Annotated in this window: 16 protein-coding genes; 3 read left to right on the top strand and 13 right to left on the bottom strand. The window is 62.8% G+C overall.

Annotated features, from left to right (window positions below):
• Positions 1-564 precede the first annotated feature (564 nt).
• From efeO (ABVQ20_RS05690) to ABVQ20_RS05655, 8 genes are all read right to left on the bottom strand, one after another.
• Positions 565-1,386, bottom strand: a complete 822-nt coding sequence (gene efeO / locus ABVQ20_RS05690; RefSeq protein WP_354458571.1) for an iron uptake system protein EfeO — start codon at positions 1,384-1,386, stop codon at positions 565-567.
• Positions 1,387-1,389: 3 nt separating this feature from the next.
• Positions 1,390-2,742: an iron uptake transporter deferrochelatase/peroxidase subunit gene (gene efeB / locus ABVQ20_RS05685; RefSeq protein ID WP_354458570.1), complete on the bottom strand. Its 1,353-nt coding sequence runs from the start codon at positions 2,740-2,742 to the stop codon at positions 1,390-1,392.
• 10 nt (positions 2,743-2,752) lie between these two features.
• Positions 2,753-3,964 carry an iron uptake system protein EfeO gene (gene efeO / locus ABVQ20_RS05680; protein ID WP_354458569.1) on the bottom strand — a complete coding sequence of 404 codons (1,212 nt, stop codon included), beginning with the start codon at positions 3,962-3,964 and terminating at the stop codon, positions 2,753-2,755.
• Positions 3,965-3,975: 11 nt separating this feature from the next.
• Positions 3,976-4,839: an iron uptake transporter permease EfeU gene (efeU, locus tag ABVQ20_RS05675; RefSeq protein ID WP_354458568.1), complete on the bottom strand. Its 864-nt coding sequence runs from the start codon at positions 4,837-4,839 to the stop codon at positions 3,976-3,978.
• Positions 4,840-5,304: 465 nt separating this feature from the next.
• A complete protein-coding gene (locus tag ABVQ20_RS05670) occupies positions 5,305-5,694 on the bottom strand; it encodes a DUF6074 family protein (RefSeq protein WP_354458567.1) in 390 nt (129 codons plus the stop codon).
• A 9-nt stretch (positions 5,695-5,703) separates the two neighbouring features.
• The gene (locus tag ABVQ20_RS05665) at positions 5,704-6,000 is read right to left on the bottom strand and encodes a DUF982 domain-containing protein (RefSeq protein ID WP_354458566.1); all 297 of its coding nucleotides are present in this window, start codon (positions 5,998-6,000) and stop codon (positions 5,704-5,706) included.
• Between the two features lie 196 nt (positions 6,001-6,196).
• Entirely contained in the window at positions 6,197-6,433 is a 237-nt protein-coding gene (locus ABVQ20_RS05660) for a hypothetical protein (protein WP_354458565.1), read from the bottom strand.
• Positions 6,434-6,537: 104 nt separating this feature from the next.
• A complete protein-coding gene (locus ABVQ20_RS05655) occupies positions 6,538-6,930 on the bottom strand; it encodes a hypothetical protein (protein ID WP_354458564.1) in 393 nt (130 codons plus the stop codon).
• A 224-nt stretch (positions 6,931-7,154) separates the two neighbouring features.
• Between ABVQ20_RS05655 and map the strand changes: the two genes are divergently transcribed.
• Positions 7,155-7,982: a type I methionyl aminopeptidase gene (gene map / locus ABVQ20_RS05650; RefSeq protein ID WP_354458563.1), complete on the top strand. Its 828-nt coding sequence runs from the start codon at positions 7,155-7,157 to the stop codon at positions 7,980-7,982.
• Positions 7,983-8,028: 46 nt separating this feature from the next.
• Here the strand turns inward: map and ABVQ20_RS05645 are convergent, their stop codons facing one another.
• Positions 8,029-9,444 carry an aldehyde dehydrogenase family protein gene (locus ABVQ20_RS05645; RefSeq protein ID WP_354458562.1) on the bottom strand — a complete coding sequence of 472 codons (1,416 nt, stop codon included), beginning with the start codon at positions 9,442-9,444 and terminating at the stop codon, positions 8,029-8,031.
• A gap of 100 nt (positions 9,445-9,544) precedes the next feature.
• Here ABVQ20_RS05645 and ABVQ20_RS05640 point away from each other — a divergent pair, with 100 nt between their 5' ends.
• The gene (locus ABVQ20_RS05640) at positions 9,545-10,444 is read left to right on the top strand and encodes a LysR family transcriptional regulator (RefSeq protein ID WP_354462133.1); all 900 of its coding nucleotides are present in this window, start codon (positions 9,545-9,547) and stop codon (positions 10,442-10,444) included.
• Between the two features lie 119 nt (positions 10,445-10,563).
• Here ABVQ20_RS05640 and ABVQ20_RS05635 read toward each other — a convergent pair whose 3' ends face one another.
• A complete protein-coding gene (locus ABVQ20_RS05635; RefSeq protein WP_354458561.1) occupies positions 10,564-11,466 on the bottom strand; it encodes an SDR family oxidoreductase in 903 nt (300 codons plus the stop codon).
• A 69-nt stretch (positions 11,467-11,535) separates the two neighbouring features.
• Complete coding sequence (locus tag ABVQ20_RS05630; protein ID WP_354458560.1) at positions 11,536-12,276, bottom strand: SDR family oxidoreductase; 741 nt, start codon at positions 12,274-12,276, stop codon at positions 11,536-11,538.
• A gap of 116 nt (positions 12,277-12,392) precedes the next feature.
• Here ABVQ20_RS05630 and ABVQ20_RS05625 point away from each other — a divergent pair, with 116 nt between their 5' ends.
• The gene (locus tag ABVQ20_RS05625; protein ID WP_354458559.1) at positions 12,393-13,295 is read left to right on the top strand and encodes a LysR family transcriptional regulator; all 903 of its coding nucleotides are present in this window, start codon (positions 12,393-12,395) and stop codon (positions 13,293-13,295) included.
• Positions 13,296-13,361: 66 nt separating this feature from the next.
• On the opposite strand, the gene choW is transcribed toward ABVQ20_RS05625, so the two are convergent.
• A complete protein-coding gene (gene choW, locus ABVQ20_RS05620) occupies positions 13,362-14,216 on the bottom strand; it encodes a choline ABC transporter permease subunit (RefSeq protein ID WP_354458558.1) in 855 nt (284 codons plus the stop codon).
• 38 nt (positions 14,217-14,254) lie between these two features.
• Positions 14,255-15,280 carry an alcohol dehydrogenase catalytic domain-containing protein gene (locus ABVQ20_RS05615; protein WP_354458557.1) on the bottom strand — a complete coding sequence of 342 codons (1,026 nt, stop codon included), beginning with the start codon at positions 15,278-15,280 and terminating at the stop codon, positions 14,255-14,257.

Here is a 15,280-nt window from a genome sequence, read left to right as displayed (position 1 = left end):
CTGGAGTCCGGCCAGCACGAGAACGATAAGCGCGTTCGAGATGACGCCGACCACCGCTGACGTCCATGCGGCGTTGCCAGTCTGGCCAAAGATGACGAACGGAAAAAAGCAGCGATCGCCGCGAGCGCCACGATGAGCGCGAGCCACCCGGCACCTTGGCGCTCTGCCAGCCTACAGGCGAAAAATGCGATGCCTACCAGGATGATTCTGATCGGATCGAGTATTTGAGCAACAATGATAGCGGTCAAAAGCATGGCGGCGAACTGAAATTCAAAAACCCTACCTTTTCAAGACCGAAGATGCCAGATGGCTGGCCATGCTATTCTAGACACCGGCGCTTCGAATCGACGCTATACCTTCGGATATGCAGCTATACCTTTGGAAGTCGCCCATCGGCTGGACTTGCACGCGATTCGGCTTGATGGTGCCGGCGGCTGGCCCCTCCCACCCCCCCGCATATGGGGCTGGTCATTCAAAAGGGCTCGCTGTCCACCAGAGCGGACAGCGGGCTTTTTATCCAATTCCGAATCGATGTCGGCACTGCCCTCTCTCCAGGACAAAGTCCTACTTGAGACCAAGCGTGCCCTGAAGTGTCGACAGATCCTCGGCCAGCGCGGTCACCGGCCCCTGCAACGCCTTGCGATCATCCCCGGTCAGCTTGTCATAGGCCGCGAATGATCCGTCGGCGGCGCGATATTTGGCCAGGATGTCATCGACGGTCTTGAAGTTGCCATCGATCTTGTCGGACAGGCCCTTGTCGGCCTGGGTGGTCAGCGGCCGCAGCAGGTCGACGATCTTTTCAGCGCCGTCGACATTGGCCTGGAAATCCCACAGATCCGTATGGCTGTAGCGATCCTCCTCGCCGCTGATCTTGGACGACGCGACTTCCTCGATCAGGCCGGCGGCGCCGCCCACCATCTTGTCCGGCGGAATGGTCAGCGTCTTCACCCGCTTCTGGAGGTCGAGCACATCGGCATTCAGCTTGTCTGCGAAGTCGTGCATGTCCTTTGTGGTGCCTTCCACAAAGAGCGCGTATTCGATGCGGTGGAAGCCGGTGAAGCCTGGATCCTGTTCCGCCTTCTCATGGTCGCTGGCGCGCGAATCGATCGACCCGTCGAGATCCGAAAAGAGTTCGGCGATCGGCTCGATCGCCTCGTAGTGGACGCGCGTCGGTGCGTAGAGTGCCTTCGCCTCGTCAAGCCTGTCGGCCTTCACGGCTGCCGTGAATTTCTCTGTCTGGGCGACGAGATCATCGACGCCCTTGGAGACGTAGACCTTGTAGTCGGCGACCGGTTGGACAAGCGCCATCGGATCGATGGCCGCCCAGGCGATGTTCGACAGCGCAAAACCGCAGATGCCGGCCAGCGCGATGGAACGGAAATTCATGTTTCAGGCTCCTTTCTTTGTTGCTGAAGGATTTTCTTCCGATCGATCGAAACGTCCGGCTGCCTCCAGCATGGATTGGCCGAGATAGCTGTGCTGATCCGGCACGCCGGGAAGCGCGAAGAAATAGCCGCCGCCGACGGGCTTGATGTACTCCTCTAGGGGCTCGCCATTCAGCCGGTTCTGGACGGCGATGAAGCCGGCATCGAGATCAGCCTGGAAGCAGATGAACAGAAGACCCATGTCGAGCTGTCCCGCCTTGGTTACCCCGCGCGAGAAGTTGAAGGGACGGCGCAGGATCAGATTGGCATCGGTCGCCGCCGTGCGCGGGTTCGCGAGCCGGATGTGGGCGTTCAGGGGAATGTTGTTTCCCTTGGGATCATCAGCGTATTTGGGAACGTCACGCTCCGCCTTCATGGTCAGCGGCGCGCCTGAATATTTGTCGCGGCCGATGATCGTCTGCTGTTCGACAAGCCGCGTACGGTCCCAGCGCTCGACGAAATTGCGGATGATGCGCACCACCTGGTAGGTGCCGCCGGCAGCCCAGGGCTGTTCCCCCGCGTCCTGCCGTACCCAGACGATCCGGTCCATCAAGGCTGCATCGGACGAATCGGGATTGGCGGTGCCATCCTTGAAGCCGAGCATGTTGCGCGGCGCTTCCTTGCGCTCGCCGGGCTCGCGCGGCGCCGGCACGAAACCATCCTGCTGCCACCGCACCATCAGGAGGTCGGGCGTGTGTTTCACCACGTCGCGCAGCGCGTGGATGTTTGTCTCCGCCGTATTCGAGCAGATCTGCAGCAGGAGGTCGCCATGACAGCGGTCAACCTCCAGCGCATCATTGGGAAACTGGTGCATCGTCGCAAGTCTTGTCGGCTTGACGCCAGCAAGGCCGAAACGATCATCAAACAGTGACGCGCCGACGGCGACCGTCATGGTGAGATTGTCCGGCGAGACAACCGGCCCGAGCAGACCGGAATCAGGAGGCGGAAAATCCAGCTCACCCACAGGCGCCGCGCCGCCTTCCGTCAGGAACGCGATCCGGTCGGTCAGCGTATGCATGAGACGCTGAAGATCTGATCGATTCTTGGCGAGAACATCAAAGGCGACCACCAGTCCGGCGGGAGGTCGCGACGAGGTGATGCCGGCCTGGTGGATGCCATGGAACGGCTGGCGATCGTCAATGGTCGGCAGAGGTGAGGCCGCAACGCCGGCAGCCGCCATCGGGCACCTGTCCGCACGAGCCGCGGAGGCGCTGACGATCGCCCCACCGGCAGCGCCCAGGCCCAAAAGCAAACGACGGCGGTCCAGCGACAGGCCCATGCCTGATTGTTTCGTATTGTCGACGGAATTCCCTGCCATGGTCTTCACCTCAAGCCAGCCCCAGGGCGCCGGAAAGCCCTGCGAGATCGTTCGCAAGCGTAGTCATTGCCTGCTGCAAGGCAGTGCGGTCGTCTTCGGACACCTTCTCGTAGGTCGCCAGGGAACCGTCGGCGGCGCGGTACCTGGCCAGAATTGCGCCAGCCGCCGAGAAATCGGCATCGATGCGGTTCGTCAGTGCGCCGTCGGCCTTTGCAAGCAGCGGATGCAAGAGATCAAAGATCTTTCTTGCGCCGTCGACATTGGCCTGGATGTCCCACAGGTCGGTCCGGCTGTAACGACCGCCCTCCCCGGCAATCTTCGAAGACGCGACCTGTTCGATGAGGCTGGCGGCTCCAGTCGCCATCTTGTCCGGCGGAATTGTAAGCGTCTTCAGCCGGTTACCGAGCTGCGCGATATCGGCGGAGAGCTTGTCGGCCAGCGGCGCCAGGCCGGCGGTATTCGATTGTGCGAACAGCCCATATTCAACGCGGTGAAAACCACCAAAGCTGGGATCTGCTTCCTTCTTCTCATAGGCGCCTGCGTTCGCATCGATGGCAGCATCAAGATCGGCGAAGAGTTCGGCGATCGGCTTGATGCTCTCATAGTGGGCGCGGGCCGGCGCGTAGAGCTTGCGGGCGGCGTCGAGATCGCCGGCCTTGACGGCATCGGCGAATTTGACTGTCGCCTCGCCAAGCGCCGCCGCTTTCCCGCCAAGATAGACCTTGTATTCGGCCATCGGCCCGATCAGGTCGACCAGCTTCGGCGTCACGGAAGCCGGCATGGTGCCGGTGACATGAAGCTTACCCTTGGGATTGCTGAGCAGGCCGCAGGTGATTTCGTAATCGCCGGGCTCAAGCGTGGTCGTCAGCTTCTGTGTAAAGCCCGGCGCGATGTTCTCGCGCTCGTCCACCACCATGACGCCGGTGAGGATTTCCCACTCCAGCGCGCGCGTGCTCTTGTTGACGATGGAGAAGGTCACCTTGCCCGCCGGCACGGTCATCTCCTCGGGGTCGCATGCACTGGCGTTGACGGTAACCGTCGCCTCCGTGGCTTTGCCTGGGGTCGCACTAACCGATTGGTTGGCCGGTGCGGTTGCTCCAGCAACGGGCCTGGGCGCACCCGTGTCACCACCCTTTTGCCAGGCGTAGTAACCACCACCCACCGCGATCACCACGAAAGCCGCGACGGCGGCGATCTGAGACTGCTTCAATCCACCTGACATCGCCATTGCCCTCAAATGGCGCCGGGACGGCGCGAAGCGTCCGGTGCAGGCTGGGAAGAAACCGGAGCTGGTGGCGCGGGAACAAAAAGGATCAGCGCCGGAACGAGGTAGAGCAGGTAGACCAGCACTTCACCGACGGTCGGCTGGTCCTGATAGCCCAATATGCCGGCAAGCACCGATCCGAGCGCGCTATCCATGGGCAAGATGGAACTGAGATCGAAAGCCGCGGCCTGCAGGCCGTTCCACAGGCCCGCCTCGTGCAGTGCGCGCAACGAGCCGGCGAGCAATCCCGCCGCGACGAACAGGATGAAGAAGCCGGTCCAGCGGAAGAACACGCGCAGATTGAGCTTCACGCCACCATAATAAATGAGGAACCCGACGATGACGGCGACAGCCAATCCCAGCACGGCGCCAACCGGCGCGCCGACGCCGACCTCGGCGCCTTGCTGGAAGGTGGCAAGCAGGAAGAACACCGATTCCAGCCCCTCGCGGGCAACAGCGAAAAACACCATGCCCAGAAGCGCCATCGACTGATGATCGCCGGTGCTCAGCGCGTGGTCGATCGAGTCATGGAGTTCGGCCTTGATCGAGCGCGCCGCCTTCCGCACCCAGAACACCATGGAGGTCAGGATGATGACGGCAACCAGCCCGACAGCCGCCTCGAACATCTCCTGAATGCGTTGCGGGAACTCGCCGCTCGCAAGGTCGAATGCAATGCCGACGCCAAGCGAAAGAGCGACGGCCAGACCGACGCCCACCCAGACCAGCGGCAGCCACGCACGACGGCCTGTCTGGCGCAAATAGCTCGCGATGATGCCAACAATAAGGGCTGCTTCGATGCCCTCGCGCAGCATGATGAGGAAAGGAACCAGCATTCAAAAGCCCTGGAGCCGTTCATCCAATTTCCCGGCTGCGTGGGCCGCACCTACACCCTTGCGAGCGAAGGCAACAAGAAAAATGCAGAAACGCGAACAGATCGAAGCATCACAAATTCGCGATCTGGCACACTTTATAATGGTTCTAAGCTGCCAGAAGAAATACAAATACTAGCGTTACTAAATTTATCAAAAATAACTCTGAAATAAATCATGGATCCTCGACGCCGATGGCGCGAAAGGCGCTCGGCGCCATGGATTTATCTTAGATCATCAGAAATATATAATATTGTCGAAACCTGATAGCCAGGGCGGCAGGTCTCGGATTCATGAGCCCGAATAAACCTGAGCGCACACCTCATCATTATGGGACAATCCAATCCGCCGCTTAAACTTGACCGTAAGCAGAAAGATTTGAAATCCCCGCGCGGCGAAAAACGACGCTGATGCGGTTTCGGCGCCGTCTCAGGCGAGGTCGCCGGTCAACATATGCATTTCTCGTTGAACAGCGGCGAAGAAGCGACGGACTTCATCGCTTGCCGAAGCCCTGTCCTTGCCCGACCCGACGACACGATCAAGGAGTTCGCCGGCCGTGGCCTTCCAGAATGATGTGGCTGTGTCCCCGTGCAGCTTGTCGAGCTTGGCCGCGACCTCGCGAACCAGGACGATCTGACGGTCTATCGGAAAAACTCGCACTTCTGCTGAATGCATCTTCACACCATGAGACTGACGCAACGAATCGAACGCTGCCCTACGGTCACTGGCGTAGCCGCGAAGGTGAAAACGGATCCTTAACGACGATTCATGAAACGTGATCAACGCTTGCCGCAAAGGCAGAAAAGGCGAGTTGGTCATGCGTCAGAGCTATGCCCGCAGACCTCTCGCCTCACTGTCGCGCTTGCGGGTGGTCATCATATCGCGGGCCATCAGCCCGCTGACCCGGCAGAATGCCATGAAGGCGCGACATGCGTCTTCCGTCTTCACCACGTCCACCGTGGCGCCGAAGCACGCATTGAAGGCTTTCTGGTAGACTGGCCCTTGCTTGCGAACCGGCCAGTCCTGCAGCAAATCGAGCGCCTGTTCGACGCCATAGATTTCCTCCACGGGCAGGCCGGGTTCGGGCGCGATGCGCACCGGAACCTCGAATTGCAATCTGTCCATTCCAAGTCTCCCGAACCGACGTCGAGAGCGTAACGCGGTTCGTCTTAAAAAGTTGCCTGAAGGGGTTTCTCGGCAAGGAATGTGTCGTCACTGCGGCCACCGCAATGCGATGCCGTGGCCTTCCACAGTCGTCTGCTGACGTCATGCCAGCCTTCCCAGGCGGCTGACGCCGAACCGGGGGCGCAATCCGGCCAGTTCACTGGTTTGCCGGATCGGTCTCCGCTTCATAGCACATGCGGGTGACCACCAGCAGGACATAGGCCGATGGCACCGCGAAGATGACACCGAGAACCATGGCTCCCGTTCCGGAAAGCCGGAGTGTCTCGGCGACCGCCCAATAGATGGTTCCGATGCAGATGATGGCCTGGACCGAGAGAAACAACGCGGCCGTCGCCGCGCGCGAGAGAGTCCTGAATGTCTTGATACGTTCCATTGAAAGCAGTCCGAATGACGCGTCCCGTGGCCGACGCACGGCCAAGGGCCGCCGCACCGGTCCGCGACGCAGAAGGATTTATGGGTGAAAGCTGAAAGTGCCGGTCAGACCGACGGCGGCGCACGCGGCCGGTTGGCATTCGACCGCGGCACGGCAACGGCCGCGCGCACGGTAAACCGCTCGACCAGCGACGTGCGATCAAGCAGGAGGAATTGAGGCTCCGGCGGCAACAAGGCCGGGTTACCGCTCGCAAACTTTGCAAACACCGATCGGCCGGTGCGGACTTCAACTGCCTGAACCTTGCCGGTGATGCGCAGCAGCGCCGCGGCCTCGCCATGCTGCTCCAGGCTGAGGCTGGGGCCACCGGTGTCGGTGCCGGCGAAGGCTGGTGCGCCCGGTTGGCCGAGACACAGCAGAACGAGCAGCACCAGGCCCACCAGACATGAGCAGGCTGCCGTCATCGGCGTGTCAAATGACCTGATGCGCTCGAACCTCAAGGCGCGCGTTCTCCAAAATCGTTCACCCGCCGTACCGCACATGGGCAAGAAAGGAAAGCAAACCCAGGCGGGAGCGGCCAAACGTCGAGCCGGCGGACGCGAATCTCCGCCATGTTCGGCCGCCCTGGGCAGTTCTTCCTTGAACCTTTTGCCTTCAAGTGCCAAATCTGGAGGGAATTTCACGCCGGCTCATATAGAGGGCCTCACCCGACAAGACGGACACAATGGTCACCTATCTCGACGCCGCCACCGCACCGCTCAGGAACACCGGACAGATCCGCCTCTATGGCGAAGAAGGCTTTGCCGGCATGCGCAAGGCCTGCGACCTTACCGCGCGTTGCCTCGACGCGCTGGTGCCCATGGTCGAACCTGGCGTCACAACGGAGACCATCGACCGTTTCGTCTTCGAATTCGGCATGGACCACGGCGCGCTGCCGGCAACGCTCAACTATCGCGGCTATACGAAGTCGTCCTGCACCTCGATCAACCACGTCGTCTGCCATGGCATTCCCGACAACAAGCCGTTGAAGGACGGCGACATCGTCAACATCGACGTCACCTACATCCTCGACGGCTGGCACGGCGACTCCTCGCGCATGTACCCGGTCGGCACCATCAAGCGCGCCGCCGAGCGGCTGCTCGAAGTCACCCATGAATGCCTGATGCGCGGCATCGCCGCGATCCGGCCGGGAGCCCGCACCGGCGCCATCGGCGCCGCCATCCAGAGCTTTGCCGAAGGCGAGCGCTGCTCGGTGGTGCGCGATTTCTGCGGCCATGGCGTCGGCCAGCTGTTTCACGACGCGCCGAACATCCTGCACTATGGCAGCGCCCATGAAGGCGTCGAGATGCGGCCGGGCATGATCTTCACCGTCGAGCCGATGATCAATCTCGGCCGGCCGCACGTCAAAGTCCTGTCGGATGGCTGGACGGCTGTGACGCGCGATCGCTCGCTGTCGGCCCAGTACGAGCACACGATTGGCGTCACCGATACCGGCTGCGAGATTTTCACGCTGTCGCCCAACAATCTCGACCGCCCCGGCCTGCCGGCTTAGCCTTTGCCAGGCCGGGACGATTAAGCGGTCCAGTCTGAGCGCGCCCTCAGGCGAGCACGGCTCGAGGCTCGAGATAGGCTTCCAGTCCGAAGACGCCATATTCGCGACCGATGCCCGACTGCTTGAACCCGCCGAATGGTGCCAATGGTTCGTGAGGCGCGCCATTGATGACGACGCGACCTGAATCGAGCTGGTCGGCGAAGGCGCGTGCGCGGTCGGCATCGGACGACAGCACATAGGCCTGCAGCCCATAGCTCGTGTCATTGGCGATGGCGACGGCCTCAGCCTCATCCCGATAAGGGATTACGCAGAGCACGGGCCCAAAAATCTCCTCGCGGGCGATACGCATCTGGTTGGTAACGCCGCTGAAGATAGTCGGCTGCACGAACCAGCCACGCTCCAGGCCCGCCGGGCGCCCCTCGCCGCCGGCCAACAGATCGGCGCCCTCTTCCAGGCCCAACCGGATGTAGCCCTGCACGCGCTCATACTGCTTCTGGCTGACCATGGGTCCGATCTGAACGCCCGGCTCGTTTGGATCACCTGCCTTGATGGCCGCCACGGCGGTCTTCAGTCGCTCCAGGATCTCCGGCAGTCGACTTTCGGGGGCCAGAATACGCGTGCCGGCGATGCAGGCCTGGCCGCTGTTCATGAAGCCGGACATCAGCGCCGTCGGGATGGCGGCGTCGAGGTCGGCGTCTTCCAGAATGACGTTCGGCCCCTTGCCGCCCAGTTCCAGCGTCACGCGCTTCATGGTCTGGGCGGCGGCCAGCAGGATCGAGCGGCCGACGCCCGTGGAGCCGGTGAAGCTGATCTTGGCGACGTCCGGGTGCGAACTCAGCGTCGCGCCGACCACGTCTCCGCGGCCATTGACGATATTGAACACCCCCGCCGGCAAACCCGCCGCATGCAGGCATTCGGTCAGCACCTGGGTCTGGATGGCACTCATCTCGCTGGGCTTGAGCACGATGGTGCAACCGGCGGCGATCGCCATGGCCAGCTTCGTGCAAATGAAACCGTAATTGCTGTTCCAGGGCGTGATCGCCACGACAACCCCATGCGGTCGCATCTCCACCTCGGCCCGGCCGATGGTCCGGGTAAAGTCGTAGGCCTCCAGTGTCTCGACCATGTCCAGAAAGACTGATGCCGCATTGGCGACCGAGAAGCCGACGAAATACCGCGGCGCACCATATTCCTCGACCATCACGCGGGCCAGTTCGTCGGCCCGCGCCGAGACCGCTGCGTGCAGGCGCTTGAGGAAAGCGATGCGTTCGGCCTTGGTCGTCCGCGAGAAGGCCGGGAATGCCTGTTTGGCCGCAGCGACAGCGGCGTCGGCATCAGTCGCGTCGCCCAGTCGCACCTGGCCGATCTTCATTTCTGTGGCGGGATTGAAGAGGTCGGCGGTTTCCTCGCCGTGTGGCGCGACAAAGGCGCCGTTGATGTAGATTTTGTCGATGCTGCGCATGGTCGTGTTCTCCATATTTCTTGACCGGACTAATTTGGCGCGCGCACATCAATTCGATAAGGTGACCAAAGCCGCACAGGCTGATAAGAATATACGGACAATGACACGTGGCAGCCTGATTGAACTCGAAGCTGTAATGGCCGTCGCCAGCCGCGGCGGTTTTCGGGCTGCGGCGCGCGAATTGGGCATGTCTTCCTCGGCGCTCAGCCAGTCGATCGCGGCGCTCGAGACCCGCCTTGGCGTGCGTCTGTTCAATCGCACCACCCGCAGTGTGTCTCTGTCGGCGGCCGGCGAGCAGTTCATCGCCGAAGTGGGGCCTGCCCTGTCGGCGATCCGCAACGCCATGGAAGGCGTTGACGGACACCGCTCCGAGCCTGTCGGTACGTTGCGCCTCAACACCTCGCTCGGCGCGGCACGGATGATCCTGGCGCCGCTGGTGCTGGAATACCTGCGCCGCTACCCGCGGATGCAGGTTGAAGTGACCACCGAAGGCGCGCTGGTGGATGTGATCGGCCAGGGTTTCGACGCTGGCGTGCGGATCGCCGAAATGATCCCGCCCGACATGATCGCGATACCGATCAGCCGGCAGACGCGTTCGGTCATCGTCGGCTCTCCCTCCTATTTTGAACAGCGTCCCCGCCCCCTGACGCCAAACGACCTGATGAGGCACGCTTGCATCCGTGCCCGCATGGCCAGCGGATCGCTCTACCGGTGGGAGTTCGAAAGAAGGGGAGAAAGTCTGGCCCTGGACGTTCCGGGCTCCCTCACCCTGGATGAAAGCGACCTGATGTTGCGCGCCGCGCGGGAGGGCGCCGGCCTGGCCTATATCTCCGAATGGTCGGTCGCCGAGGACATCGCGGCAGGACGTCTCATTCAGGTGCTGGACGACTGGACGCCGCCATATCCCGGTCTCAACCTCTATTATCCCGGACGACGTCACCAGCCGGCGAAATTGCGAGCGTTCATCGAACTCATCCGGGACACTCGTGCCGCGACATAGAGGTCGCCGCCACGTCCTCCGTTCCGGACCGTGCCGGCTAGAAGGCGATCGTCACGACGGAAGGGCTGACACCACCGGCATCAGCCCCTTTTGCTTCGACCGATCCGGCGAACCGCAACTCAGGCGATTACAGCCGGATGGAGCAGGTTTTCGAGGTCGATATTGCGGTACATCTCGCGGCGCATGCGGTCGGCGACGCCGTTGACGATCTCCGCGCCGTCCTGTGACGGATCGACATGAACCCGGAACGGACGCTTGCCGAACGGCGCATCCACGACGCGCACGATCTGCCGCGCCACTTCCGACGGATCGGCGTCGGCGGGCTCCTGTCCCGCCAGCCCCTTCAGCGCCTTGTCGGCGATGCCGGCATAGGGGCCGGCTTCATATTCGGCGACCCGCACCGCATCGGATGGCTTGCCCGAATGCGCGAAATGGTTGGTACCCTTGGTGAAGGCGCCCGGGACCATGATGGTCGTCTCGATGCCCCACAGCGCAAGCTCGGTGGAATAGGTCACCGCCAGCGCGTCCATCGCCGCCTTGGCCGCGAAATAGGGGCCCAGGAATGGCGGGGTGCCGCCGCGCGTCGAGGAGGAGCCGACCCAGACCAGCAGGCCTTTGTGCTGACGGCGCAGATGCGGCAGCGCAGCCCGGTTGACCCGCTGGGCGCCCAGAACATTGACGTTATACTGCTGGATGAACTGATCAGGGGTGAAAGCTTCGGCTGGGCCGAACACCATATGGCCGGCATTATGGACGATGACGTCCAATCTGCCCCCATCGGCAATGATGTGGGCGATGCCGGCATCGGCCGACGCGTCGGACTGCACATCGAGTTCGACGGTGCGCAGATCCGCCTTCTGTTCGGCCGCCCAAGCGGCGACGGCGGCGACCTGGGGTGCATTGCGGCCCTTGGTCTCGCGCATCGAGGCGTAGACGGTGTGGCCTGCCTCGGCCAAGGCCTTGGCGGTCATGAGGCCGAAGCCCGACGAGGCGCCGGTGACGAGGATGATGGACTTGGACACGATAAAATCTCCTTGGCTGAGGTTTGGGTTTGAGGCGTCGGGTATGTCTGAGGGCGATGGAGGGCCGGATCAGATGATCCCGCCATTGGCGCGCAGGGTCTGGCCGTTGATCCAGGCGCCGTCCGGACCGGCGAGGAAGGCGACGGCGTCGGCGATGTCCTGGGGCTGGCCGAGGCGTTCGAGCGGCGCCATCTTCGACAGGCGGTCGATCACCTCTTGCGGCTTGCCGTCGAGGAAGAGCTTGGTCGCCGTCGGCCCCGGGGCGATGGCGTTGACCGTGATGTTGCGGCCGCGCAGTTCCTTGGCGAGGATGCTGGTCATGGCCTCGACCGCCGCCTTGGTAGCGGCATAGACGCCATAGCCCGGCTGCAGCATACCGACGACGCTGGATGAGAAATTCACGATCCGGCCGCCATCGCGCAGGCGACGTGCCGCCTCGCGCAGCGTGTTGAAGGTGCCTTTCAGGTTGACCGCGATGTGGCGGTCGAACAGCGCATCGTCGCTGTCCTTGATTGTCGCTAGGCTCATGATGCCGGCATTGTTGATCAGCACATCGACGCCGCCGAAGGCGGTTTCCGCCGAGTCGAACATGCGGGCGACCGCGGCGACATCCGAGATGTCGGCCTTCGCCGCGACGGCCCGGCCGCCGGCCGCTTCGATCCTGGCGACCACGGCCTCGGCCGAGGCGGCATTGCCGGCATAGTTCACCACGACGGTGAAGCCGTCCATGGCGAGGCGTTCGGCAACGGCGGCGCCGATGCCGCCCGAGGCGCCGGTGATGATGGCTACTTTATTGGTCTGGGTGGTCATGATCTCTCTCCTTGGTGGTGGCCACCGGTGATCGGTGGCTGATGGGATAAAGATGCATCTTCTCTTCTGGCGGATAATCAGCCATGATCCGACATCATAATTCGGGATTTCGGATAATGGATCGCTTCGATGCCATGCGCGTCTTCATCCGCATCGTCGAGCGGCGCAGCTTTACCAAGGCCGCCGACGATCTCGGCCTGCCGCGTTCATCCGTCACCGATGCGGTGAAGGGCCTGGAGGCGCGGCTGGGCGTGCGGCTGCTGCAGCGCACGACACGCCAGGTCAGCCCAACTCTGGATGGCGAAGCCTACTATCAACGCTGCGTCAGCCTGGTCGCCGACCTGGAAGACGCCGAGGGCGCCTTCGTCGGCGCCAAGCCTTCGGGACTGGTCCGTGTCGACATGCACGGCACCCAAGCGCGCTATTTCCTGTTGCCGGGCCTGCCGCGCTTTCGCGCGATGTACCCCGACATTCGCTTGCACATCAGCGAGATGCACCAGCCGCTGGACATGATCCGTGAAGGGTTCGACTGCCTGCTGCGCGCCGGCGAACTGTCGGACAGCCCATTGATACGGCGACGTCTGGCGACGCTGGAAAGAGGCACCTTCGCCAGCCCTGACTACCTCGACCGCTTTGGCACGCCGCAAACGCCAGACGATCTGGAGGGGCACGAAATGGTCGGGCTGATGTCGCCGGACTCCCCCGACATCATACCTCTCGTCCTCAGCGTCGGCGCAAAGACCCGCCAGTTCACCCTACCCGCCAATGTGACCGTGACCGGCCCCGAGACCAATGTCGCCTCCGCATGCCTGGGCCTTGGGCTGATCCAGGTACCGCGATACCGCGTCGTTTCGGAACTGGCCAGCGGCGCCCTTGTCGAGGTGCTCGCCGACTTTCCGCCGTCACCCTTGCCAGTCCATGTGCTCTATTCGCACACCCGCCAGCTATCGCCCCGCCTGCGCGTGTTCATCGACTGGATGGCCGAACAGTTCCGCGAACGGACTTCGCGGGCCGAATGAGGCAGCGCTCGATCACGGCAGCTGCAACAGCCAATGCGTTCTTCCATTGCGGCCATAGGGCCGTCATCATGGCACGCCCGGTGACCCAATCCGGCTTGTCCGGTCCAGTATGATCGCCAGCACCACGATCGCCAGGCCGGCCTCGAGACCGAGCGGAACGTTGACCGAGTTGAGGGCACGAACGATCGGGGCCCCAAGCCCCTTGGCGCCGATCAAGGCGGCGAAGACGACCATGGAAAGCGACAGCATGATGCACTGGGTCAGCCCGGCGACGATGGTGGGCAAAGCGGCGGGAAACTCGATCTTCCACAAGAGCTGCCATTTCGTGGCTCCGAACGCGATGCCCGATTCAAGGATCGGCCTGGGGACGGAGACGATGCCGAGATAGGTCAGCCGGATGGGTGTCGGCGCGGCAAATATCACCGTCACGATCAGGCCGGGCGCCATTCCAAGCCCGAACAATATCAGGACGGGAACCAGATAGACGAAGGTGGGCAGCGTCTGCATCATGTCCAATACAGGCTGCAGCAAGCGGTAGCCGCGCTGGTTGTGCGCCGCCCAGATACCGATGGGCACGCCGATCAGCATCGATGCCGCTGTCGCGGTTACAACAAGAACCAAAGTTTCGATCGACTCTTTCCACAGCCCCTGGTTGGCGATGAACAGCAGACCAAGCGTGATGCCGAGCGCCAGCTTCCAGGACCTCTGGAAATACCAGCCGACAAAGGCGATCGCGGCAATCACCAGTTCAGGTGGCAACCACAGGAACACGCCGATCAAGCTGTCCAGCATCCATGTGGCGCCTTGCGCGATGGTGTCGAAGAACCAGGCAAAATTCGTGGTGAGGTAATTAAAGAAGACCTTTCCGCCAGCCCCTACCGGAATCTTGGCGCTTCCGATCAGTTTCAGGAACGGATCCATCTCTCCCTCCGATTATCTGTCGCGGACACGCCGGCGTCTCAACGAAAATCGATGACGAAACGGCCCACGGCCCGGCCTTCAGCCAGGCTCTGCAGGGCTTCCGTGACATCGCCGAGCTTGATAGGGACGATCTCGGAACGCAGTGGATCGTCCACATGCATGGCAACCGTTTCCTGCATCTCGCCACGCGTGCCGACACTCGTCCCGGTAATGCAGACGCCGGTTGCGGTCAGCCATTCCTGGTTGAGGGGAACGTCTTGCGAGACCATGGCCGCGGCCACGATGCGGCCGCGCGGCCTCACCGCCGCAACCATCGCGCTCCAGGTCGCGGTTGTCGGTGCGAAATTGATGCAGGCATGCGCCCTATGATCCGCGTCGAAGGCGGCATTCAGCGTGCCGTCGGCAAGAAAAGCCGCCGAAGCACCGAGCATGCTTGCCCGCGCAAGCTTTGCGGGGTCGCGGTCCACCGCAATGACGCGCGCGCCCTGCCGTGCCGCGATCTGGACAGCATAGAGGCCGAGACCGCCGCAGCCGAAGATCGCGACCGTTTCACCCGATCGGACCTGGGCCCGGCGGATCGCGCCGTAGGCGGTTACGCCAGCGCACATGACCGGCGCCATCCGCAAGGGATCGACATCACGCTGCAGCGGCACGGCGTAGCGTGCATTCGCGACCACATATTCTGCGAAAGCACCGGGAACCTGCAGACCGTGCGCGCGCTGATGCTGGCAAAAGGACTCCGCGCCGGACACGCATTCGTCACAGAGCCCGCACGTGTCGTGCAGCCAGGGGACGCCGGCACTGTCGCCAACGTTCCAGCCGGTGACGCCTGCACCAAGTGCCACGACGGTCCCCACCCCCTCATGACCCAGAATGGACGGCCTCGCCTCATGCGGCGGCACAACGCTGCCATCCCAGATGTGGACATCGGTGTGGCAGACGCCGCAGGCCTGCAGGCGGACCAGTATCTCGCCGGGTCCGGCTTCCGGCACTGGGAGGCAGGCCAGCCGCATAGGCTGGCCGGGCGCTGTCATGACGGCAGCGCTCATCAATCCTGACGCCAT

This window comes from Mesorhizobium shangrilense (assembly GCF_040537815.1).
GTDB classification, from domain to species: domain Bacteria; phylum Pseudomonadota; class Alphaproteobacteria; order Rhizobiales; family Rhizobiaceae; genus Mesorhizobium; species Mesorhizobium shangrilense.
This window is presented reverse-complemented; position numbering and strand designations above follow the sequence as displayed.